This window comes from Streptomyces ovatisporus (genome assembly GCF_042653885.1).
Taxonomy (GTDB): Bacteria; Actinomycetota; Actinomycetes; order Streptomycetales; family Streptomycetaceae; genus Streptomyces; species Streptomyces ovatisporus.
This window is the reverse complement of the sequence record NZ_JBHSFH010000005.1, coordinates 479,180-500,518: the sequence shown is the minus strand read 5'-3', so window position 1 is coordinate 500,518 and position 21,339 is coordinate 479,180. Positions and strand designations below refer to the sequence as shown.

The following is a 21,339-nucleotide window of genomic DNA, read 5'->3' as shown; positions in this document are numbered from 1 at the left end:
CTACGTCCAAGGAGAGTGCGATGTGCGGAATCACCGGCTGGGTCGATTTCGACCGCGATCTGACCACCGAGGGCCGCGTCGTCCAGCAGATGGTGGACACCCTCGCCCTGCGCGGCCCGGACGACGAAGGGGTGTGGCTGAGCCCGCACGCGGCGCTGGGGCACCGGCGCAAGGCGGTGATCGACCCCGGCAACGGCGCTCAGCCCATGGTCACCCCCGAGACGACGGCCGACGGGAGGCCCGTGGCCGCGATCTGCTACAGCGGTGAGGTGTTCAACTTCCAGGAACTGCGCGGGGAACTCCGGGCCTGCGGCCACCAGTTCCGCACCCGGTGCGACACCGAGGTGGTCCTGCGCGCGTATCTGGAGTGGGGACCGGACTTCGTGCAGCGGCTGAACGGCATGTTCGCCTTCGCGATCTGGGACGGCCGCAGCGACGAGGTGCTGCTGTACCGCGACCGCCTGGGCATCAAGCCGCTGTTCTACTACCCGACCTCCAACGGCCTGCTGTTCGGATCCGAGCCCAAGGCGATCCTCGCCCACCCCGAGAGCAAGGCCGTCCTCTCCCTGGACGGGCTGAGGGAGATCCTCTCCTTCCTCCGCATTCCGGGCCGCACCCCCCTGCGGGAGATGTACGAGGTGCTGCCCGGTCACCTCCTGCGGGTGCGCAACGGCGGGCACCGTGAGGAGAAGTACTGGCAACTGCCGGCCCGGGAGCACACCGACGACCGGGCGACGACCGTCCAAACGGTGCGCGACCTGCTGGACGACATCGTGACCCGGCAACTCGTGGCGGACATCCCGTTGTGCAGCCTGCTGTCCGGAGGGCTGGACTCCAGCGCGCTGACGGCCCTCGCCCAGCAAGCCCTCGACCCCACCGGGAAACGCCGGCTGCGGACTTTCTCCCTGGACTTCGTCGGCCACGTGGAGAACTTCCAGCCCGAGCCGCTGCGGGCGGCCCCGGACGCTCCCTACGTGGCGGAACTGGCCGCCCACGTGGGGACCAGCCACCGGGAGGTCGTGCTGAACACCGCGGACCTCGCCGCCCCGGACACGCAGGCCGCGGTCTGGAAAGCCCTCGACCTGCCCTATGGCATCGGAGACCACGGGCCCTCGATCCATCTGCTGTTCCAGGCGATTCGCGAGGAGGCATCCGTCGTCCTCTCCGGCGAAGCGGCCGACGAACTCTTCGGCGGATACCTGTGGTTCCACGACCAGCGGGCAGTGCAGGCGGACACGTTCCCCTGGCACGCCCTCCAGGACAAGCCGGTCGAGGAGCAGTCCACCGCCTTCCTCGACCGTGACCTGGTACGGGAGCTGAACCTTCCCGAGTACATCGCCGATCAGTACCGCACGGCACTCGCCGAGGTGCCGTACGTGGAGGGCGAGAGCGCCACGGAGCGGCGGATGAGGGCGGCCACCTACCTGAACATGACGCGGTTCCTGCCGATCAACCTGGACCGGAAGGACCGGCTGAGCATGGCCAGCGGCGTGGAGGAGCGCATCCCCTTCTGCGACCACCGCCTTGTCGAGTACGTCTTCAACGTGCCCTGGTCGATGAAGACCTTCGACGGCCGGGAGAAGAGCCTGCTGCGTGCGGCGACGCGGGACCTGCTGCCCCCGTCGATCGTGGAACGCCGCAAGGCCCCCTACCCCTCCACCCAGGACGCCGGCTACGACCAGGCGATGCGCCAGCAACTGCAGAAGATCGTCGCGGAGCCCAACTCGCCGGCGCTTCCGCTGTTCGACCTCGACGCAGTGCACCAGCAGCTCGACGAGGCGCCCGGCGCGTCGTCGTCGATGACCAAGCGCGCACTCCAGGACGAGACCCCCGTACGGCTCAACTTCTGGCTCGAGGAATCCGATGTGAGCCTCGACCTGACGCACTGAGCCTCCCGGGGCCCGTCCTCCCGCGCACGAGGGACGTGAGGCGCAGCCGCGTCACGGCGCAGGCCGGTGGCCGGAGCCCGCGCTCTCCCTGCGGTGTGTGCACGACACCGCAGTCCGCGTGCTTGGAGAGCCGACCGTGGCACGGCACGACCACCGGCGACGGTGGCCGGCGTGCCACGGCAGAGCCGCCCTGTTCGCAGCGGTGCGCGAGCGAGCCGACCGACCCCGTCCGTACAGCACAACGGGCCGCACAACCCAACGGGCCGCACAACCCAACGGGTTGCACAGCACAGCGATCCCGGAGCACGAGATGTCAGGAGAGTTGATGGGCACGTCGAACGCGCATCCGGCGAGGGTGGGCTGGTTCGAGATCACCGCCACCGAACCGTCGCGCAGCCGCGAGTTCTACCGGGAGCTTTTCGGCTGGACCTTCGACGCCTTCGGCAGCGGGGACGCGTACTGCACGATCACCGCGCCCGGCGCCGGAATGCCCATGGGGGCGCTGCGCCGCGGCGATCGGGACGCGCTCTGCATCGGCGTCCTGTGCTCCGACGCCTGGGCGACGATCCGCACCCTGGAGCCGCTGGGCGCCACACTCGCCGAGGAGCCCGCGCGCACCCCGGCGGGCGACATCCACGCGGTGGTTCTCGACGGGCAGGGCAACCGGCTGGGGTTGCTGGAACCCGCGGCACCGACAGCACGACCCGAGCCCCGTGCCGCCCCCGGGCCGAACGCGACGGCGTTCTTCGAGATCGGCACCACCGACCTGGCCGCGACGCGGAGGTTCTGTCAGGAGGCGTTCGGCTGGAGCACCGAACGCGACGAAGCAGCCGAGGGCGTGGCCTACTACAGCATTCAGGCCCCGGGGCTCGGGGAGATCGGCGGTGTGCTCGACCTGTCCGGGATGGACGGCGTGAGCGACTACGCGATCCCCGGGCTGCGCGTCGCGGACGCGACGGATGTGCTCGAGCGCGCCGAGGCGGCCGGCGGCAGCGCGGTGATGGGACCGGTCTCCGACGCGAACGGCCTGGTGATCGTCCAGTTCCTGGACCCTGCCGGCAACCGGTGGAGCGCCTTCGCCCTGCCGACGGCGGAGTGAGCGGCATGCCGATCGCCGTGTACGTGCTGGGGGTCGCGATCTTCACCCTCAACACCACAGAGATCATGGTGGCAGGGCTGATCCCGGGCATCTCCGGCGAACTGGACGTGTCCGTCGCCGCCGTCGGGTACCTGGTGTCGGTCTACGCCTTCGGGATGGTCGTCGGCGGCCCGCTGCTGACCGTCGCCATGCGCCGAATTCCTCCGAAACGGTCGCTGATCTGGCTGCTCGTGGTGTTCGTCCTGGGTCAGGCGCTCGGCGCGCTCGCCCAGGAGTACTGGGTGCTCGTGGTGGCGCGGGTGGTGACGGCGCTGGCCGCCGCGGCCTTCTTCGGCGTGGGCGCAGCGGTGTGCGTGCATCTGGTCGGCGCCGAGCGCCGCGGCAGGGCGATGGCGGTCCTCTACGGCGGCATCACGGTGGCCCAGGTCGCAGGGCTGCCCGCCGCGACGGTCATCGAGCAGCACGCCGGATGGCGGGCGAGCTTCTGGACCGTGGACGCACTGGCCCTGCTCTGCATCGTCGCGGTCATGTCGAGGGTCCCGGCCGTGCCGGGAAGCCGGATGCCCGACCTGCGGTCGGAGATCCGGGTGGTGCGCAACGCGCGGCTGTGGGGCGCGTACGCGACCAACGCCCTGGTCATCGGGTCGGTCGTGACCGGCTTCAGCTTCCTGTCCCCGATCTTCACCGACGCGGGTGGCTTCTCCTCGTCCACCGTCCCCGTGCTGTTCGCCATGTACGGCGTGGCGACCGTGGTGGGCAACACCGTCGTCGGCCGCTTCGCGGACCGCTGGATGCGGCCGATCCTGTTCGGCGGCCTCATCGCGTTGACCATCGTGCTGGCCGGGTTCGCGCTCACCCTCACCCACCAGGTGCCCTCGGTCGTCGCCACCGCGCTGCTCGGCCTGATCGGGCTGCCGCTCAACCCCGCCATGGCCGCCCGCGTGATGTCGGTGTCCGACAACGGCGCGTTGGTCAACGCCCTCAACGGGTCGGCCATCAACGTCGGTGTGGCCGTCGGGCCCTGGCTCGGCGGTCTGGGAATCGACGCCGGGCTCGGGCTGTCCGCGCCCCTCTGGACCGGCGCGATCATGGCGTTCATCGGGGTGGCGACCCTCTTTCCCGACTTCCGGCAACGCGCCGCACCAGCCGAGCAGTCCGTCCCGGCCGCGACGGCGCCCGCCACGCACCAGGGCGGCAAGGAGCCCTGACGCGCCGGCACAACCCTCCATCCAGCACCGGATGTTCCGGTGCATCCGACGAAAGGACAACCGTGTCCTGGCCGACGCAGCACGAGACGAACACTGCCAGGGACGACGGCCTCGCTCCCCACGGCGGTATCCAGCAGCTGTCCGCGACGGCAGCCCGCGACCGGCTGGTCGTGGTGGGCGCGGGCGCCATCGGCGCGGCGGTGGCCTGGGCCGCGGCCCGCGAAGGGGTGGCGGGCGAAGTGGTGCTGCTCGATCCCGAGCCCGGCGGCGGGGCCTCGCACGTCGCCGGCGGCATGCTCGGGCCGGTCACCGAGGCGTGGGCGGGGGAGCCCGAGGTCCTGGAGATGGGGTCCGCCTCGGTGGCGCGCTGGCCCGCGTTCGCCGACGCGGTGGCCGCCGACGCGGGCCGCCCGGTGGGGCTGCGGACCGAGGGCATCCTCCAAGTGGCCGTCGACTCCACCGACGTCGCCTCCCTGGACCGGATGTGCAAGCACTTCCAGGACCGCGGATTCCACGGCCTCGAACCCCTCACCGGCGACGAGGTACGCCGCCGCGAACCGGCCCTCGGCACATCGGTGCGCGCGGGCCTGGCCATACCCGGCGACCTCGCCGTGGACAACCGCGCGCTGCTCGCGGCGCTCACCGCCGCCGGCGAGGCGCAGGGCGTGGTCTTCTGCCGCGCGCGGGGCGCCCGGGTGGTCGACGACGGCGAGCGGGTGACCGGCGTCGAGGTCGAGGGCCGCGTGCTCGCCGCGGGCCGCGTCGTGGTGGCCGCCGGGGCCTGGTCCTCGGGGCTGCACCCCGTCCTGGCGGACCGGGTGCGGCCGGTGAAGGGCGAGATCCTGCGGATCCGCGCCCGGCCCTCGTCGCCGCTGCCTCCGGTGCACACCATCCGCACGGCTGTCGAGGGGCGGCCGGTGTACCTGGTGCCGCGGCCCCGGGGGCGGCTGGTGGTCGGGGCAACGCAGCACGACGCGGGGTTCGACCCCGACGTGCTCGTCGGCGGGGTCCGCAACCTGCTCACCGACGTGGAGCAGGTGCTGCCCGGCGTGGCCGACTACGCCCTGGAGGAGACCGCCGCTTCCTTCCGGCCCTGCACCGAGACCAACATGCCGCTGCTCGGTCCTGTCGGCCCCGAGGGCCTGTTCGCGGCCACGGGACACGGGCGCAACGGGCTCCTGCTCGTCCCTTTGACCGTCGAGGCCCTGACCGCGGTGCTGCGCGGCCAGGACCTCCCCGGTGTCGCCGCCCCCGCCGCCGCAGCCCGTGCCACCGCCTACGTGTGACGCTGCCGCGCCGCGCGGCGGGCGCCACCCGTCGCTCCCGGAGCGGACGTGCCGGGTACCCGGCAGGGTTTCGCGACGCCCGGAGCGCACCCGCGTTCCCACGGGCAGCAGAGTGCTTCCGGGCCCAGCCGGCGCCTGCTGCGCACCCTGACGCTCCCTCGCACCCCCATCTCGCACCCGGTGTTCCGGTGCCCTCGACGAAAGGACGCACGTGTCCTGGCCGACACAGCAAGACACGAAGACCGCTTTCGAGACCGGCCTCCCGCCCCACCACGGCATCGACCACGTCGTCGTCGTGGGTGCCGGACTGGCCGGACTCGGCGCCGCCTACGAACTGATCAAGCAGGGCACGCGCGTGACGGTGCTGGAGGCTTCCGGCCATCCCGGCGGCCGCACGAGGACCATACGGGCCCCCTTCTCCGACGGTCTGCGCTCCGAGGCCGGTGCGATGACCGTCACCAACCAGTGCGACTACACCGTGCACTACCTGCGGGAGACGGGCCTGGAGACCGAGCCGAGCGACCTCGTGGGCACAGATTTCTCCTACTACCGCGGCGGTGTCCGAATACGGCCGGACACGACAGCCGATCACGCCTCGCTCCTCGGCCTGCACCCGCACGAGAAGGACCTGAGCATCACGGAGATGGTGCGCCGGTACGTCACCGAGCCGAACGAGGAGATCGGCCCGGAACTCCTGTCGTCGGCATGGAGCGTCTCGCCCCGGCTGCTGGAGCTCGACAGGCGCTCGGTGCGCGAGGTCCTGCACGAACGCGGCGCTTCCGCCGCCGCGATCGGCCTGATCGAGCCGTTCTTCCTGGAGATGCGCGGGGGAGAGCTGGGCTCCGCCTCGGCGATGGCGTGGGCCCGCTACGAGTCGGGCCCACGCTCCCTTTTCGACGCCGGCACCAAGTGGAACAAGATCAAGGGCGGCACCGACATGCTCGCCCGGGCCCTGGCCGGCAAGATCGCGGACCGGATCGTCTACCGGGCCCCCGTGGTGCGCCTCGCGCAGGACGAGCACGAGGCGCAGGTGACCTTCCTGGACCGCAACCGGCTCCAGACCCTGAGCGCGGACCGCGTCATCGTCACCGCGCCCTTCAGCGGGATGCGGCGCATCAACCTGGCGGCGGCCGGACTGTCCGCGGAGAAACACGCGACCATGCGCCGGCTCCGCTACGCCTCGGCCAGCCGTATCGCCCTCCAGATGCGCCGCCAGTTCTGGCCGGAGCAGCAGCTGATGCTCTCCACCGACGGACCGGTCGGCACCGTGCGGGACGCCACGCCGCGCCGGCCGGAGGGCCGCAAGATCCTCGAGTGCTGGTTCAGCGGCTGGTCCGCCCAGGCGGTGGCGGACATGGGTGAGGAGGAGCGCATCGACTTCACGCTCGCCGAGATCGAGCCGATCCTGCCCGGGGCGCGGGAGCACTTCGAGCTGGGGACGTCCGTCGCCTGGGACAACGAGCGGCACATCGAAGGCGCGTACATCCTCCCGGAGTTGGGGCATCACGACCTCATGGAGCACGCCCGGCGTCCGGAGGGCCGCCTCCACTTCGCCGGCGAGCACACCGCCTACGAACCCAACGGCGGGTCGATGAACTACGCGCTGGAATCCGGGCTCCGGACGGTCCTCGAGCTGTCGGCCGCGTGATGCCGCGTGGCGTGATGCCGCGCGCTGCCGGACGGTGGGGCGGGTCAGGCGCGTGCGAGCCGGGCGGCGAAGTGCCGGAAGGCCGTGCGGAATTCCTCGGGTTCCTCGATGGTGACGTCGGCGTCGAGGAAGGCGAGCGCCGGCAGCAGCCACTGCCAGGAATCCAGCATGAGCACGGCGCGGGTCCCGCCTCCCTCCGCCCCGGTGAGATCGGCGTCCTGGCGGGCGAACGCGTCGGCGACCGCTGTCAGGGGGGCGTCGATGGTCAGCACCACGCGCTGCCGGTACCGGCCGATGCCCTCCCGCAGGTAGTCGGTGCCGGCCCCGTCCGGCAGCGGGCGCAGCGTGAACGTGCGGTTGTGCACCCGCAGTTCGGCGACGCGGTCGAGCCGGAAGACACGCCAGCCCTCCTTGACGACGTCCCACCCCAGCAGGTACCAGCGCTGGTGCAGGTGGATGTGGCGATGCGGCTCGACCTCGCGGTCGGTGGCCTTGCCGCTCGCCCCGACGTAGCGGAACGTCACGACGCGCTCGTGCGCGATCGCCTCGGCGAGCGTGCTGAGGGTCTCCGCGCTCGTACTGGGTGCGGGCGTCGGCATCGTCTCCAGGCTGGCGCGCAGCGCGGCCGCACGGGGCCGCAGCCGCTTGGGCAGGTACTGGTCCACCTTGCCGTAGGCGCGGATCGCCGCCTCGTCGATGCTTCCCTCGCTCGCGCTGCCGGTCGCGCCGAGCGCGGCCAGGCCCAGGAGCGTGGCGATCGCCTCGTCGTCATCGAGTACCAGCGGCGGCATGGCCTGCCCGGCCGCGAGCCGGTAGTGGCCGCCCGGTCCCGGCCGGGTCTCGACGGGGTACCCGTAGCCGCGCAGCCGGCCGATGTCGCGCCGCAGGGTCCGCGGGGGAACGTCCAGCCGGGCTGCCAGCTCCTCACCCGTGAATCTCTTTCCCGACTGCAGCACCACCAGCAGCGCGAGGGTCCGTTGCGTCACGTCAGCCACGGAAACAGTCTGCCAATAGTTGCGGCCATTTTCCGGCCACATCATCCCCTAGGGTCCGAACCATGGCGCACCACAGCATCCGCATTCGCGAAGCCCGCACCCACAACCTGCAGCACCTCGACGTCGATGTACCTCGCGCGCAGATCGTGGTCTTCGTCGGTGTCTCCGGCTCGGGCAAGTCGTCGCTGGTGTTCGACACGATCGCAGCCGAGGCCGGCTACCAGCTCAACGAGACCTACCCGCCCTACGTCCGCAACCGCCTGCCGAAATGGGCCCGTCCCGAGGTCGCCCACATCGAGGGACTCTCTCCGGTGGTGGTGATCGACCAGCGGCGGCTGGGCGGCAACGCCCGCTCCACGGTCGGCACGATCACCGACATCTGGACCTACCTGCGGCTGCTGTTCTCCCGGGTGAGCACTCCGCACGTCGGCGAGGCCACCTGCTTCTCCTTCAACGACCCGGCGGGCATGTGCCCTACCTGCTCGGGTCTCGGTGAGGTCGTGGCCAGCGCCGTCGACCGCTTCGTCGACCCGGACAAGTCGCTGAGCGAGGGTGCCGTGCTGCTGCCCGGGTTCGCCGCCGGCGGCTACTGGTACTCCAAATTCGCCGATATCGGGGTGTTCCCGCTCGATACGCCGCTGCGCGACTGGAGCCAGGACGAGCGGGACGCACTGCTGTACGGCCCCGGGGCCGCCGGAGCGGTGGCGAAGCAGCTGCCCAGGGACCACCAGGGCGTTGTCGAGCGGTTCGAGCGCATCTACCTGCGCAGCTCTGACGACATGTCCGAGCGCAAGAAGAAGGCGCTCACCGAGTTCACCCGCTCCGAGGTGTGCCCGGACTGCCACGGGGACCGCCTGCACAAGGAGAGCCGGAGCGCCAGGGTGCTGGGCCACACCATCGGTGAGATGGCGCGGATGGAGGTCAGCGAACTCGCGGAGCGGGTGAAGGAGGTGACCGAGGCGAGTGTGGCACCTGTCGTTTCCGCGCTGACCGACCGGCTCCAGGCGATGGTCACCATCGGGCTCGGCTACCTCCACCTCGGCCGTGGCACCACGACGCTCTCCGGCGGCGAGTCACAGCGGATCAAGACCCTCCGGCACCTGGGCAGCAGCCTCACCGAGATGATCTACGTCTTCGACGAGCCCACCGTCGGACTCCATCCCCACGACGTCTCCGCCATGACCGAGCTGCTGGGGCAGCTGCGGGACAAGGGCAACTCCGTCCTGGTCGTCGAGCACGACCCCGCGGTCATGGCCGTGGCCGATCAGGTCGTCGAGGTCGGACCGGGCGCGGGCCGGCAGGGGGGCACACTGGTCTACCAGGGCACCTTCGACGGGCTGTGCCGGGCCGGGACCGCCACGGCTGCCGCACTGAGGCAGCACCGGCGCATCAAGGACGATCCGCGCACACCGCGGGGGCACATCACTGTGGCCGACGCCACGCGCAACAACCTCAAGAACGTGACCGCGGACATCCCCACGGGCGTGATGACCGTGCTCACCGGCGTGGCCGGCTCCGGGAAGAGCAGCCTGGCCGGCGAACTGATCGCCCAGCACGACGCTGCCGTCATCGACCAGAAACCGGTCAGCGCCAACCGCCGCTCGACCCCGATCACCTACACCGGGATCGCCGCCCCCGTCCGCAAGCTCTTCGCCCGCCGCAACGGCGTCGCGGCGAGCCTGTTCAGCGCCAACTCCGAGGGTGGCTGCCCGGACTGCAAGGGCCTCGGGATCATCTACACCGACCTCGCCTTCATGGAGGAGCAGGAAACGGTCTGCGAGACCTGCCGGGGACGCCGCTTCACGCCCGAGGTTCTGCGGTACACGGTGGACGGGCTGTCCATCGCCGACATCGACGACCTCACCATCAGCGAGGCCGTTCACCGGCTCCCGGACCGTGCGATCGTCAGGGCCCTGCGTCACCTCGACGAAGTCGGGCTGGGCTATCTCCGCCTCGGCCAGCCGCTGACGACCCTGTCCGGAGGCGAGTGCCAGCGCGTGAAGATCGCCAAGGAGCTTCGCGACTCCACCACTCCGGCCCTCTACATCCTCGACGAGCCCACCACCGGCCTGCACCTCCAGGACATCGACACCCTGCTGGGCCTCCTCGACGGCCTGGTCGACCACGGGCACACCGTCGTACTGATCGAGCACAACCTCGACGTCATCCGGCGAGCCGACTGGATGCTCGATCTGGGCCCCGGCCCCGGCAAGCACGGCGGGCAGATCCTCTACCAGGGCCCCGTCGCCGGCATCACCGGCACGGCCACCGCCGAGGCGCTGCGCAGGGACGTCTCCGCAACCCCGGCGGACCGCTGACACGTCCTCAGCGGTTGCTCTCCCGGGCGGCGCTCTGCGGTGCCGAGGACCGCGGGAATCGTACGGACACGCGGTGGGCACGGTCCACGGACCTACCCCGCCTCCCCCTCCGAACGGTCCTCCTCGTCCCAGCTCGGCCCGTCCGCCGACGTTTCCCTCCCCATGCGGAAGCCGATCCCACGGACGGTGACGATCAACTCCGGGGAGCCGAGCTTCTTGCGGATGCTGCTCAGGTGCGTGTCGATCGTCCGGCTGGCCAACGAGGTCACTTCCGGGTCCAGGGTGTCGTACTCCCATACCCGCTGCAGCAGTTCGGACCGGGAGAAGATCTTCCCCGGCTCCGCCGCGAGCACGTGGAGCAGTTCGAACTCCTTGCGGGTCAGCTCTATCAGGCGGCCGCCCATCCGCACCTTGCGCAGATTGGGGTCGATCTCCAACTGGCCTGCGAACAGCAACGGTTGGAGCTGAGCCTGGGCTCTGCGCAGCAGCGCTCCGAGACGTGCCATGAGTTCCCGGCTGCGGTAGGGCTTGGAGATGCAGTCGTCGCATCCCCCTTCCAGGGCCAGTATCCGGTCCACCTCGTGGATGGAGGAAAAGCCGATCATGGGGACGCTGCTGGCGGCGCGGATTCTCTTGCACAACGTGAGTCCGTCGAAGTCGGCAAGGTCGAGATCGATGAGAACGACGTCGAACTTGCGGACGGAGGCCATGGCCTCTGCGCCGGTCTGGACCTTCTCGGTCTCGAAACCGTGGCGCTCGAGGTCTTTGACCATCTCCTCGGCCCCCTCGCAGTCCGCAGCGAGCAGCACGCGCACTTCTTGGTCGATCAAAGCTTCCCCCTTTCTCGTTGGTGTGGTCATGGCCCGACCGGGCTCCCCCAAGCCGCCGTGGCCGCTTGGTGATCGCGGCATCGCAGCGTGACCCGTTCAGGGTTCGGGGCCGCTGCGTGACGACCTGTCCGCCTGGCACGCCGCACAGCGTCCGGGCCCGGGACTCGGGGCTGAGGTCAGCGAAGCGCCCCGTGTCGCGCCGGGCTGTTCCGTCTCGGGGGTCTCCTGGGCCGACGCGGCAGGGCCGGCGGACTGAGCAAGGCTCCGGTGGACGCGGTGCCGCTGCCGGACGGCTCGCACTTGCCCTGGACCGCCACCGCAAGTGGTCGTTCTCCTCCGGGAATTGCTCGGCTCAGAAGCGTGTTCGGCAGTGGGGCCTCTTCCGTCGCTCGGGCTCGTACTGTGCCTGTGACCGCGTCGGCCGGGAATAAACGGCTTGCGGTCCGGTGGAGCATCCCGTCGGCAGGCGGCTGCTCGGCGGCCCTCGCCGGGGTGCGAGGCAGGATGCTGTGCACGGCCATGGGGTCCCGCTCGACTCGATGTGCGCGGTCGCTCTTCGTCGTAGCCATGGACGCTTCCTGTGCAGAGAGCTGCGGGCTGACGTGCGTGCGGAGGGGGTGCGTGATCGGAAGAGGGCTTCGGCCGACGGCTCGTGAGACGGCACGAGCGGTCGCACGCCCGGAGAACGGGCGGCTGTCGAGGAATGCACGGTCGAGGGAGCCGGAGATCCGCGGCCCTGGCGACCGAAGGTGCCGACCCTTCGGCGGCAAGGGTTCCACCTCATGATGAAAGCCGGAGAGCGGGAATCCCGTGCCGGACTGAACAGCCGGTAACAGGAAGTGAACGTGGCCGCCAGGTTGACGGGCCACCAGGTCTTTCTGTGATTTCCGAGCCGCCCAGACCAGGGCAAGCGGACCGGGACGGTTGATCAGCGTGTCCGTTTCCGGGAGCCGGATGGTGGTCGGCCATCCAGCGGTCGCAGTGCACCAGGAACGCACGAGCCTCCCTCGCCTCTGTGGCCCTCACCCTAGAAGGTCATCGGGACTGCCGTCTTGGTCTTGACCAATGATTTTGTTTCGCCAAGGAGCAGGCGTGCCGGGACGCCGGATTCGATACGGCACGGGTGCAACACGCCCCGGGCGGTGCCGCGTTCCCGCTCGACCGCGTACCCCCTCCGTCCTGCACTCCGCGTCCCTCCGCGGGCACGTGCTACGCGTGATCCTCGCTGGACGGCTGGTTCGTGCGGCGGTTGTGAGTCCGTCCCGTCACTCGGTCTGCGACGGCAGGTCTCCGTTCCGCTCTTCGGCGTGCAGGTGGCGCCAGTGGCGGCCGAATGCCGTTCCGTCTTCGCGGACGAACTCCTGGAACCGCTGGACGAACTGCTGGTCGGCCTCTATCAGTCCGAGACGGTATGCGTGCTCGATGAGGAACAGTCCGTCCACGTCCTGCGACTCCCGCAGGTGCCCCGAATGAGCCGTGCCTCTGGGCACCGGCAGGTCTCGGATTTGTCTTCATTGTGTAATGAGCCCTCGTGTGCGGCTTATCGGCGTAGATGCCCCATCACATTGATGGCCTCGGCACTCGGCCGGGAACCCGATCGCACCGGCCGGCCAAGTCCGGCCGTGTGTGCACGACTTCGAGGAGACACCACATGTCTGCTTCTCGTCCGCTCCGCTTCGCGGCAACGCTGCTGGCCTCCGGCGCCCTTCTGGGCGCGGCGGCCCTGCCGGCCACGGCCGCCGACGTCCCGCACCCGCCCCGTTCGGGCGTGATGATCGGACAGGTGCAGTACGACAGCCCCGGCTGGGACACCCGCTCCAACCGCAGCCTGAACGCGGAATGGGTCGAGGTGCGCAACACCGGCCGCAAGCCGGTGCAGCTCAACGGCTGGACACTCACCGACCGCGACGGGAACCGCTACCGCTTCCACCACGTGTGGCTGCGGGGCCACGACTCGGTCCGTGTCCACACCGGCATCGGCCGCGACAACCGCCACCACGTGTACCAGGACCGGCGCTCCTACGTATGGGACAACCGCGACGCCGCCACCCTCCGCGATCACCGCGGCCGCTGGATCGACACCAAGTCCTGGGGCCACCACCACCGCCGCTGACCAGTAGCACGGCACCCGCTCCGCGCTCCATGGCCGAAACTCCGGTCATGGAGCGCGGTGTTCGCCCTGCCGGGTCCGTCGTGCGCCCCGGGCAGGACTCCGCAGCCGGGAGATTCCGGGCCGGGCGGTTCTGCGAAGCAGCCCTGCCAGGTTCCGGAGCCTGCTCCGAATGCGTCACTGCGGGCGGGCATCGGGCGATCTGAACCTCTGGCAAGGAATAGCCGCCCAAGTCGCCAAGAAGTCGAAAAGGCAAATCTGCTGGGCTGCGGAAGAATAGGCGTAAGCGGCCGGAAAAAGGCCGTCACGAAGGCAGTCGGAGAACGGCGGCCATCAGCCGGTTCGGGTTGAACCACGGGGCGGACGGCGTCGCGTCGGAACCAGTCATGGCTTGTATTTTCGCGACTTCCTGCCGAGTCTGCCATGTCGGGACAATGGTGCAACGATCCGGAAATCGCGAACAAGTCTTGTCTGAGGTCCGGCACGCGTATTCTCCGCTGCTCGCCGATGCTGGTCGAACGAGTGAACTCGCCCGCGCGGTACCGGTGTTGGCGCTTTGAGTTTATAATTGAGCGAGGCATCGACAACTTCCCTGCTCACGTGGTGGAAATCGAGATAGACGGGCGATCCACGAACCATTGTGCCCACATTGGTTCGCTGACGTGCGATACATTCCTGTGTCCGTATTGCGGACCCGGGTGATCTTATGTCTGGATCGGGGTGGCCATTCCGCGCCGCCCTGCGCCAGATTGTCACTGCGGAAGTATTGGCGTCTCTCCGCTCCATTCGCCTGTGCGACAGATGAAGGAGGGCGCCGACCATGAACCGCAGGACTCTCACGCCGCTCGCCCTGGCCGGGCTGCTCGCCTCCACGCTCGTCGCCTGCAGCGGCGGAGTGGACGGGAAAGGGGGCGAGGGGAAGAGCATCGTGGTGGGGACGACGGCGAGAGTCGCGGTCACCGAGGACACCCCCGCGCCGTTCGATCCGGCCGGCTCCTACGACATCGGCTCCTGGAACATCATGCGCAACACGTTCCAGACGCTGCTGCGGCCGCCCCGGACGGGCACCGACCCGGTGGCGGACGCGGCCGAGAAGTGCGGCTTCACCGACAAGGAGAACGATCGGTACAGCTGCACTCTGCGGGGCGGGCTGACCTTCTCCAACGGGAACGAACTGACCGCCGAGGACGTCGAGTTCTCCACCGAACGCCTGCTCCGCATCAACCTCAAGGGCGGTCCGGCCTCACTGCTCAGCAACGTCGACAAGGTCGAGTCCGACCGCGGCAACAAGGTCGTCTTCCATCTGAAGAAGCCGGACGCCACCTTCCCGTTCAAGCTCGCCACCCCGGCCGCCGCGATCGTCGACAGCCAGACCTATCCCGCCGACCGCCTCGTCAAGGGCTCCGAGGGAACCGGCTCGGGTCCGTACGTACTGGACGATTTCGACGCCAAGGGCCGCAAGGTGCTCCTCTCCCGGAACCCGGACTACCGGGGCGGTCCCAAGGCGAAGAACGAGAAGATCGAGCTGCGCTTCTTCGCCACCTCGGAGGCCCTGCAGAAGGCGCTCGGCTCCGGCGAAATCGACATGATGAACCGCGGCATCTCGTCCCGGTACATCGAGCGGCTGGAGGCGGACCAGGACAAGCGCATCGACCTCGTCGAGCAGCCGGGACAGGGCGTCCGCTACCTCGTCTTCGACACGGAGGACAAGACGGTGGGACAGCGTGCGGTGCGGCAGGCCTTCGCCCGGGTCGTCGACCGCAAGCAGCTGGTCAGCGACGTGTACTCGCGTACCGCTGAGCCGCTGTACTCCCTCGTCCCCGGCGGCTTGCTGGGGCACACGAATTCCTTCTTCAACGAGTACGGCGAGCCGAGCGTCAAAGCCGCGAAGCGCACCCTGCGCAAAGCGGATGTGAAGACCCCGGTGAAAATCACCCTGCACCACCCCGAGACCGGCCGGGGTGGCACGTCCGCCAGGGAGTTCGCGGTACTCGAGAAGCAGCTGGACGACAGCGGGCTCTTCGACGTGACCGTCAAGGGTGAGTCCCCGAGTTCCTACAGCTCCGCAGCGTTGAAGGGGGAGTACCAGGTCTACGGCTTCGGCTGGCTCCCGGACTTCCCGGACGCGGACAACTTCATCGCGCCCTTCCTCGAGAAGAACAACGTCCTGAACTCCCCGTACTCCAACAAGGAGATCCGTGAGGAACTGATACCGAAGACCCGGCGTGAGCCCGAACGTGCAGACGCCTCGACGAGTTTCGCCCGCGCCCAGGAGATCGTTGCCGACGAGGTTCCGGTGCTGCCTCTCTGGCAGGGCAAGCAGTACATCGCTGCCCGTGACCACATCACAGGCGTCGAGTGGGCGCTCAACTCCTCGTCCCTGCTGCAGCTGTGGGAGCTCGACCGCGGGGTGAGCAGCTGAAGGGCCGCGCCCGGCCCCCGACTTCGAGGACCCGGCTGAGCGGAGCGGACAGCGCCGTCACGGCAATCGCCGCCGCACGGCCGGGAGTTCAAGCTCACGGCTTCGTGCGCGAGTGACCCACGACTGCGGCCCCGACGGGATTCTCCCTGGCCGGGGCCGTTGTCGTGGGTCACTCGGCGCGGAGGCGGCGGCTCGACCGTCGAGTCGCCCGCCGGAGCTCCGGAACCCTCAGTTCCTGCTGGGTTCCGGTGCGGCCGTGGCGGGCGCGGAGCCGACGGCGTCGCAGCGGGGAACGCTGCCCGGCGGCGCACAGTTGGTGGGGTGGTTCTTGAACACGGTGCTCCGGATGAGGTTCACCCTGTGCGGCGTCTGCTTGGTCGAGTTGCCGCTGCTCTCCTGGTGCTTGGTGCTGCCTGTCGTACCGATGAAGAGGCGGAGGATGCGTCCGGAGTTCGCGATGCCGCCTCCGGTGGTGGCACCGCCGTTCGAGGTGTTGTGACTGACGCTGCTGCGGTACAGCGTCGTCGGCTCGTCCGCGCCGGTGAGGATGCCGCCGCCGTCCGTCCTGGCGATGTTGCCCCTGACCCTCGTGTGGTTCAGGCGCAGCGGTCCGGTCTCGTTGTTGATGGCCAGGGTGACGATGCCGCCCCCGTACTCGCCGGAGTCGTTGCTGTCGAGCGACACGTGGTCCAGCTTGGTTTCGCCTGCGTTCGCGAGGCCGCCGCCCCAGAACGCGCCGGTGTTGTCGCGGAGGGCCCCGCCCCGCATCGTCATCGTCCCGTTGGTGGCCACTCCACCGCCGAAAGCACCCCTGTTGTCCCTGACCGTGGTGTTCTTCAGCGTGAGCGTTCCCAGCTGGTTCCAGATTCCCCCGCCGGTGCCGGCGGCGTTGTCCCTGACCGTCACGTCGGTCAGGGTGACCCTGCCGCGGTCGTTGCGGATGCCCCCGCCGTCGCTGTCGCCGGCGCCGGTTTCTCCGTGGCGGACGGTGATCGACTTCAGGTCGAGGCTGCCGCTCTGCCTCACGTGGAAGATGCGGAAGGACGCGGCGGCAGAGCGTTCGATGATGGTGCCGTCTCCGGAGATCCGCACCCTGCCGGTGATCTCCGGCAGGCCGTCGCCCGGGTTGTCGGCCTGCGTGAGCGAGTAGACGCAGCGGGGGGCGAGGACGATGCTCCCGCCGCCGGCGTTCGCGTTGTCGATGGCCGTCTTCAGGGCGGTGATGTCGTTGCACGGGACGCGAGTCGGCGCCTTCAGCGCCTGCGCATGCGCGGCCCCGCCGGGCAGGAGGGTGAGGAACAGGCCGAGGCCGGTGACGGTGGTGACGGTTGCGCGTCTGAGCGTGTCAGTCATGCGGCTTCCCTTGGCTGTGGGGGAGGGACGGATGACCTTGGCGGCGCCCAGCCTCCGAGCGGCCTTCGCCACTGAGCGCCACGGGTCGGTACTCAGAGAGGTATACGAAGCGCGTCATCACCGCATACGCGGTTGGACCGTCTGGCCTCCTCGTCCGGGGGCCTCACCGGTCCGTACGAACCTGGTCCCCGGCCTGTTCCCCCGGCCCGGACCCCCGGCCCGTTCCCTGGCTCGGGGGTCCGGCCGGACGGGTGCGTCGGCGCCCGCCCGGCCGGGGTGCCTCAGCGCAGGAAGCTGCCGAAGCGTGCCTTGGTGACAGGACCCGCGACGTCGCCGGGGCCGAACGCCACCGCGCCCTCCGTCGTCAGCCCCTCGCCGGTACCCCGCAGCGACCAGTCGGCCCCTGCCGAGGCGTTCTCCTCGACCGAGGAGACGTTCAGGTCGCGGTGGCCGTCGCCGTCGACGTCCTTCAGGGCGCAGGCCGCGCCGAACTCGTCGCCGGACTCGGCGACTCCGGGCACGCCCGCCGTGTCCTGGTGGACGACCTGGCTCCCGGCGCCGGTGACGCCCGAGGAACTGCCGTGCAGGAGCGCGACCGAACCGGCGTCGGTGAGCCCGCCGAAGTCCTCCCCGGTGATGCCGAGGGCGACCTCCGCGCGGCCGTCGCCGGTGACGTCGGCGACCGAGACGCAGGAGCCGACCCGGTCGCCGTCCTCCTGGACGCCGGGGAAGCCGGGCAGATCCTGGTCGAAGGACTGCTGCCGGTCGCCGGACGGACCCGAGGCCGAGCCGAAGACCACGGTGACCTGCTGGTTCACGTCGGCGCCGAGCACGACGTCGTCGAATCCGTCGCCGTCCACGTCACCCAGGTCGCTGTCGCCCGCGTCGCCGGCGGACCCGAAGTCGCCGACGGTGCCCGTCGTCGTGAAGCCGGCCTCGCCGCCGAGCAGGACGTGGTTGCCCCACACGCCGTCGCCCTCGTACTGCCAGATCGCGATGTCCTGGCGCTTGTCGCCGTCCACGTCGCCGACGGCCCCGGCTCTGACGGGGCCGCTGATCGAGGAGGGGCCGTCGACGCAGGAGTCGTCCTCCGCGCAGCCCGGGCCGTCGTCGCCGTAGCCCCACCACTCGGACTTGTCCATGAAGTCGAGCCGTTCGGCGGGGGAGCCGTCGCGGGAGACGGGGCCCTTGAACAGCGCGGCGGGCTGCGTCACGGGGTCGTCGCCTGCGACGTCGGCGTCGCCGAACAGCGCCAGGTCGGTCTTGCCGTCGCCGTCGAAGTCGCCGGCCTGCGGCGTCCGCCCGTACCCGTCGAGCGCGGTGCCGCCGGTCGGGCCGGACGCCGAGCCCCAGAGGATCACGCTTCCGGAGGGCGCGTCGGCGGAGCCGATGACGAGGTCGCCGTAGCCGTCGCCGTCCAGGTCGCCCGTGCTGAAGGTCTCGCCGAACTGCTGCCCGGCGGCGGCCGATCCGGGCACACCGCTCGTGGAACGGCTCACCAGCTTCTTGCGCGACGGGTCGATCCCGTCCGCCGAGCCGTACGTCACCACGACGTAGCCCGCCTGCGCCTTGCCGGAGACCGTGCCTCCCGGGGCGCCGGAGACCAGGTCGGCGTAGCCGTCGCCGTCGAGGTCGTCCGCGGGGGCCGCCGCCCCGGCCGGTGCCGCGTGCGCTTCCTGCGGGAGCGCCCAGGCGGTCAGGCCGCCGGCTGCCAGCAGCGCGGCTGCGAGCGGCACCGCGGTGCGGGCGGCCCGTCCTCCGCGGGAGCTGCGGGTGTCGGGGCGTCTTAAGGGTGTCATCCGGGGTTCCTCTCCAAGTTGTCTAAACCATTCGCCTCTCAAGAGACACACCTGGCGCCAAATCGGTTGCAGCTGTCAGCTTTCCGGCGCGGGGAAGTGCCGTGGCCGTGCTCCTTCCGGCAGCCCGTCCTTCGTGAGCGAACCGTCAACGGGCCGTGCCGCTCGACCACTTCGGCCCTCGCTGTGACGGTGTACGCGATCCTGGACCGCTATGCGGCGGTTGATACGGAAATTCAACATTCCGTGGTCAATGGCCGATTCAGAACTTGCTTGTCGTGTCACTGCACTACAGAACATGTCTCAACGGTCAAAACATGAACTAGAACGAACAAGGTGCTTGTCTTTCGAACAGTGTCGTCAAATACTCCCTTCAGCGCTTGTCAGGGGCACGACGGACATAGGGTCCGCCGTGCCCGTTGACTGCGCCTCACGGGCCCGTCAACCGGACCCCCGATTCCCCACCTGGAGGAAGAAGTGAGGATCAGGCGCACTACCCCCACCAAGGGCATCCCTGGACGCACCCGGCTGATCGCCGTGGCAGCCGGGATGGTCGCTGCGGCAGCGCTGACCGCGCCCGCCGCCGCAGCCGAAGCCCCCACCACCCCACAGTTCAGCGCCTCCCAGCTGTCCGCAGTGAGTGACGCAGTGCTCGGCGCCGATGTCGCCGGTACCGCGTGGCACGTGGACAAGAAGAGCAACACCCTCGTCGTCACGGCCGACAGCAGCGTCTCCCGGGCTGAGATAGCCAGGATCGAGAAGGCGGCGGGACCCCGGGCCGCGGCCCTGAAGATCGAGCGCACCCCTGGCAAGATCCGCAAACTGCTGCAGGGCGGCGACGCCATCTACGCGAGCAGCTGGCGCTGTTCCGCGGGCTTCAACGTCCGCAGCGGCAGCACGTACTACATCGTCACCGCCGGGCACTGCACCGACGGCGCCGGCACCTGGTACTCCAACTCCGGCCGTACCTCGGTGATCGGCCCGACCGCAGGGTCGAGCTTCCCCGTCAACGACTACGGCCTCGTCCGCTACAGCTCCTCCTCCGCCAGCCACCCCGGCACCGCGGGAGGCGCGGACATCACGAGCGCGGCCAATGCCACTGTCGGGATGTCCGTCACCCGGCACGGCAGCACCACCGGCACGCACAGCGGCACCGTCACCGGCCTGAACGCCACGGTGAACTACGGAGGCGGCGACGTCGTCTACGGCATGATCCAGACGAACGTCTGCGCGGAGCCGGGAGACAGCGGCGGCTCCCTGCGGTCGGGGAGCAGGGCGATCGGCCTGACCTCCGGCGGCAGCGGAAACTGCTCCACCGGCGGTACGACGTTCTTCCAGCCCGTCGTCGAAGCCCTGAACGCCTACGGCGTCAGCGTGTACTGACGGAACTGTCGGAACCGAGGGAACTGTCGGAACCGAGGGAACTGTCGGAACCGACGGAACTGTCGGGACTGACAAGAGCTGACGGAGCACCACCGTCGGCAGGAGCCCGGGTCACGAGCGTGATGACCCGGGCTCCGTCGGCGCCGCACGCGGTCGGCAGAGGTCGGCAGAGGTCGGCAGTGGTCGTCGGTGGCTCGTGGTGGCTCCGGCGGCTCAATGAATCATGGTGATGAGGAAGAGCAGCAACCCCACCATGACCACGAGGCAGCCCCCGCTCGGCGGCGCACTGCCCCGGCGCCTTTCCGCGTCGAGTTCGGCCATCATCTTCCGCTGGGGCGGGCATCCGTCGGTCACGACGTCGTCGGGGCTGAAGACGCGGCAGGGCAGCCCCGTCATGAAGGTGGCGTCGTACCGGCGTCCGCAGAGGGAGCAGCGCGGGTCGTTCTCGTCCATGGTTCTTCCTTTCGACTGGTGTCGCTCCGGTCACGGCAGCAGGACGCGCAGCATCCAATCGTCGGGTGCGGCACGGTAGATGCGCTCGGAGAACGACCTGCGGTCCACTCCGGCCGGAATCGGGAAGACCATCCACAGGGACGGTGGCTCGATGACGACTACGGCGTTCTCGACGGCCGGATGCGCGACGCGCCGCTCGGAAGGTGTTCCGAAGACCGCCGATCCGCTGTGCGCCCACGAGACGGCCTCCCCGAAGTCCGGGTAGATCGTGGGGAATCCGCGCCATCGCAGCGTGCTCGAGCTCTTCCCGTCAGCCCAGTGCTGTGCCCTGACTTCCAGGAGCGCCCAGCCCGCTTCGGTCGTCACGCCCATGACCATCCCCCGTCGGCTCATACGCCTGCCTCCTCAGGCTAGGCCGCTGCCGGGACGGGCACAGGGGGCGAACAAGACGACTGGGGACAGTGCCCTAGTCGCGCCAGGGGCACCGTTCCGGGGAGGGAAGGTGCGGCGACGCGTTTCGCGGTGACGCATCCCCGGAGGCGAGCGGGG

At 69.9% G+C, this 21,339-nt stretch carries 16 protein-coding genes; 9 read left to right on the top strand and 7 right to left on the bottom strand.

The genetic code is table 11. From position 1 onward, the window contains the following. The first annotated feature begins 20 nt into the window (after positions 1–20). The 5 genes from asnB to ACFPA8_RS10585 all read left to right on the top strand — a co-directional run bounded on the left by asnB (position 21) and on the right by ACFPA8_RS10585 (position 7,130). Positions 21–1,889: an asparagine synthase (glutamine-hydrolyzing) gene (gene asnB, locus ACFPA8_RS10605; RefSeq protein WP_386445846.1), complete on the top strand. Its 1,869-nt coding sequence runs from the start codon at positions 21–23 to the stop codon at positions 1,887–1,889. A gap of 325 nt (positions 1,890–2,214) precedes the next feature. After that, a complete protein-coding gene (locus ACFPA8_RS10600; protein WP_386445844.1) occupies positions 2,215–2,988 on the top strand; it encodes a VOC family protein in 774 nt (257 codons plus the stop codon). Between the two features lie 5 nt (positions 2,989–2,993). Continuing rightward, on the top strand, positions 2,994–4,196 hold the full coding sequence (locus tag ACFPA8_RS10595) for an MFS transporter (RefSeq protein WP_386445841.1): 1,203 nt from the start codon (positions 2,994–2,996) through the stop codon (positions 4,194–4,196). Between the two features lie 62 nt (positions 4,197–4,258). Further along, positions 4,259–5,482, top strand: coding sequence for a glycine oxidase ThiO (thiO, locus tag ACFPA8_RS10590; RefSeq protein ID WP_386445838.1), 1,224 nt, complete (start codon positions 4,259–4,261; stop codon positions 5,480–5,482). A gap of 211 nt (positions 5,483–5,693) precedes the next feature. Then, positions 5,694–7,130: a flavin monoamine oxidase family protein gene (locus ACFPA8_RS10585; protein ID WP_386445835.1), complete on the top strand. Its 1,437-nt coding sequence runs from the start codon at positions 5,694–5,696 to the stop codon at positions 7,128–7,130. Positions 7,131–7,174: 44 nt separating this feature from the next. Here the strand turns inward: ACFPA8_RS10585 and ACFPA8_RS10580 are convergent, their stop codons facing one another. Beyond that, a complete protein-coding gene (locus tag ACFPA8_RS10580; RefSeq protein WP_386445832.1) occupies positions 7,175–8,125 on the bottom strand; it encodes a helix-turn-helix transcriptional regulator in 951 nt (316 codons plus the stop codon). A 62-nt stretch (positions 8,126–8,187) separates the two neighbouring features. Between ACFPA8_RS10580 and ACFPA8_RS10575 the strand changes: the two genes are divergently transcribed. Beyond that, complete coding sequence (locus ACFPA8_RS10575; protein ID WP_386445829.1) at positions 8,188–10,443, top strand: ATP-binding cassette domain-containing protein; 2,256 nt, start codon at positions 8,188–8,190, stop codon at positions 10,441–10,443. 92 nt (positions 10,444–10,535) lie between these two features. Here ACFPA8_RS10575 and ACFPA8_RS10570 read toward each other — a convergent pair whose 3' ends face one another. Both ACFPA8_RS10570 and ACFPA8_RS10565 read right to left on the bottom strand, forming a co-directional pair. Further along, a complete protein-coding gene (locus ACFPA8_RS10570) occupies positions 10,536–11,273 on the bottom strand; it encodes a response regulator transcription factor (protein ID WP_386445826.1) in 738 nt (245 codons plus the stop codon). A gap of 1,265 nt (positions 11,274–12,538) precedes the next feature. After that, entirely contained in the window at positions 12,539–12,715 is a 177-nt protein-coding gene (locus tag ACFPA8_RS10565) for a hypothetical protein (protein ID WP_386445824.1), read from the bottom strand. A 209-nt stretch (positions 12,716–12,924) separates the two neighbouring features. Here ACFPA8_RS10565 and ACFPA8_RS10560 point away from each other — a divergent pair, with 209 nt between their 5' ends. Together ACFPA8_RS10560 and ACFPA8_RS10555 are read left to right on the top strand one after the other, a co-directional pair. After that, the gene (locus ACFPA8_RS10560) at positions 12,925–13,386 is read left to right on the top strand and encodes a lamin tail domain-containing protein (RefSeq protein ID WP_386445821.1); all 462 of its coding nucleotides are present in this window, start codon (positions 12,925–12,927) and stop codon (positions 13,384–13,386) included. An 817-nt stretch (positions 13,387–14,203) separates the two neighbouring features. Then, positions 14,204–15,805, top strand: coding sequence for an ABC transporter substrate-binding protein (locus ACFPA8_RS10555; RefSeq protein ID WP_386445818.1), 1,602 nt, complete (start codon positions 14,204–14,206; stop codon positions 15,803–15,805). 228 nt (positions 15,806–16,033) lie between these two features. On the opposite strand, the gene ACFPA8_RS10550 is transcribed toward ACFPA8_RS10555, so the two are convergent. Both ACFPA8_RS10550 and ACFPA8_RS10545 read right to left on the bottom strand, forming a co-directional pair. After that, positions 16,034–17,158, bottom strand: a complete 1,125-nt coding sequence (locus ACFPA8_RS10550; protein WP_386445815.1) for a hypothetical protein — start codon at positions 17,156–17,158, stop codon at positions 16,034–16,036. A gap of 281 nt (positions 17,159–17,439) precedes the next feature. Continuing rightward, positions 17,440–18,957, bottom strand: a complete 1,518-nt coding sequence (locus tag ACFPA8_RS10545; protein WP_386445813.1) for an FG-GAP-like repeat-containing protein — start codon at positions 18,955–18,957, stop codon at positions 17,440–17,442. Positions 18,958–19,431: 474 nt separating this feature from the next. Between ACFPA8_RS10545 and ACFPA8_RS10540 the strand changes: the two genes are divergently transcribed. Beyond that, positions 19,432–20,337: a S1 family peptidase gene (locus tag ACFPA8_RS10540; RefSeq protein WP_386445810.1), complete on the top strand. Its 906-nt coding sequence runs from the start codon at positions 19,432–19,434 to the stop codon at positions 20,335–20,337. A 213-nt stretch (positions 20,338–20,550) separates the two neighbouring features. Here the strand turns inward: ACFPA8_RS10540 and ACFPA8_RS10535 are convergent, their stop codons facing one another. Together ACFPA8_RS10535 and ACFPA8_RS10530 are read right to left on the bottom strand one after the other, a co-directional pair. Then, positions 20,551–20,790, bottom strand: coding sequence for a hypothetical protein (locus ACFPA8_RS10535; RefSeq protein WP_386445807.1), 240 nt, complete (start codon positions 20,788–20,790; stop codon positions 20,551–20,553). 30 nt (positions 20,791–20,820) lie between these two features. Then, positions 20,821–21,183: a hypothetical protein gene (locus tag ACFPA8_RS10530; protein ID WP_386445806.1), complete on the bottom strand. Its 363-nt coding sequence runs from the start codon at positions 21,181–21,183 to the stop codon at positions 20,821–20,823. Between the last annotated feature and the right edge of the window lie 156 nt (positions 21,184–21,339).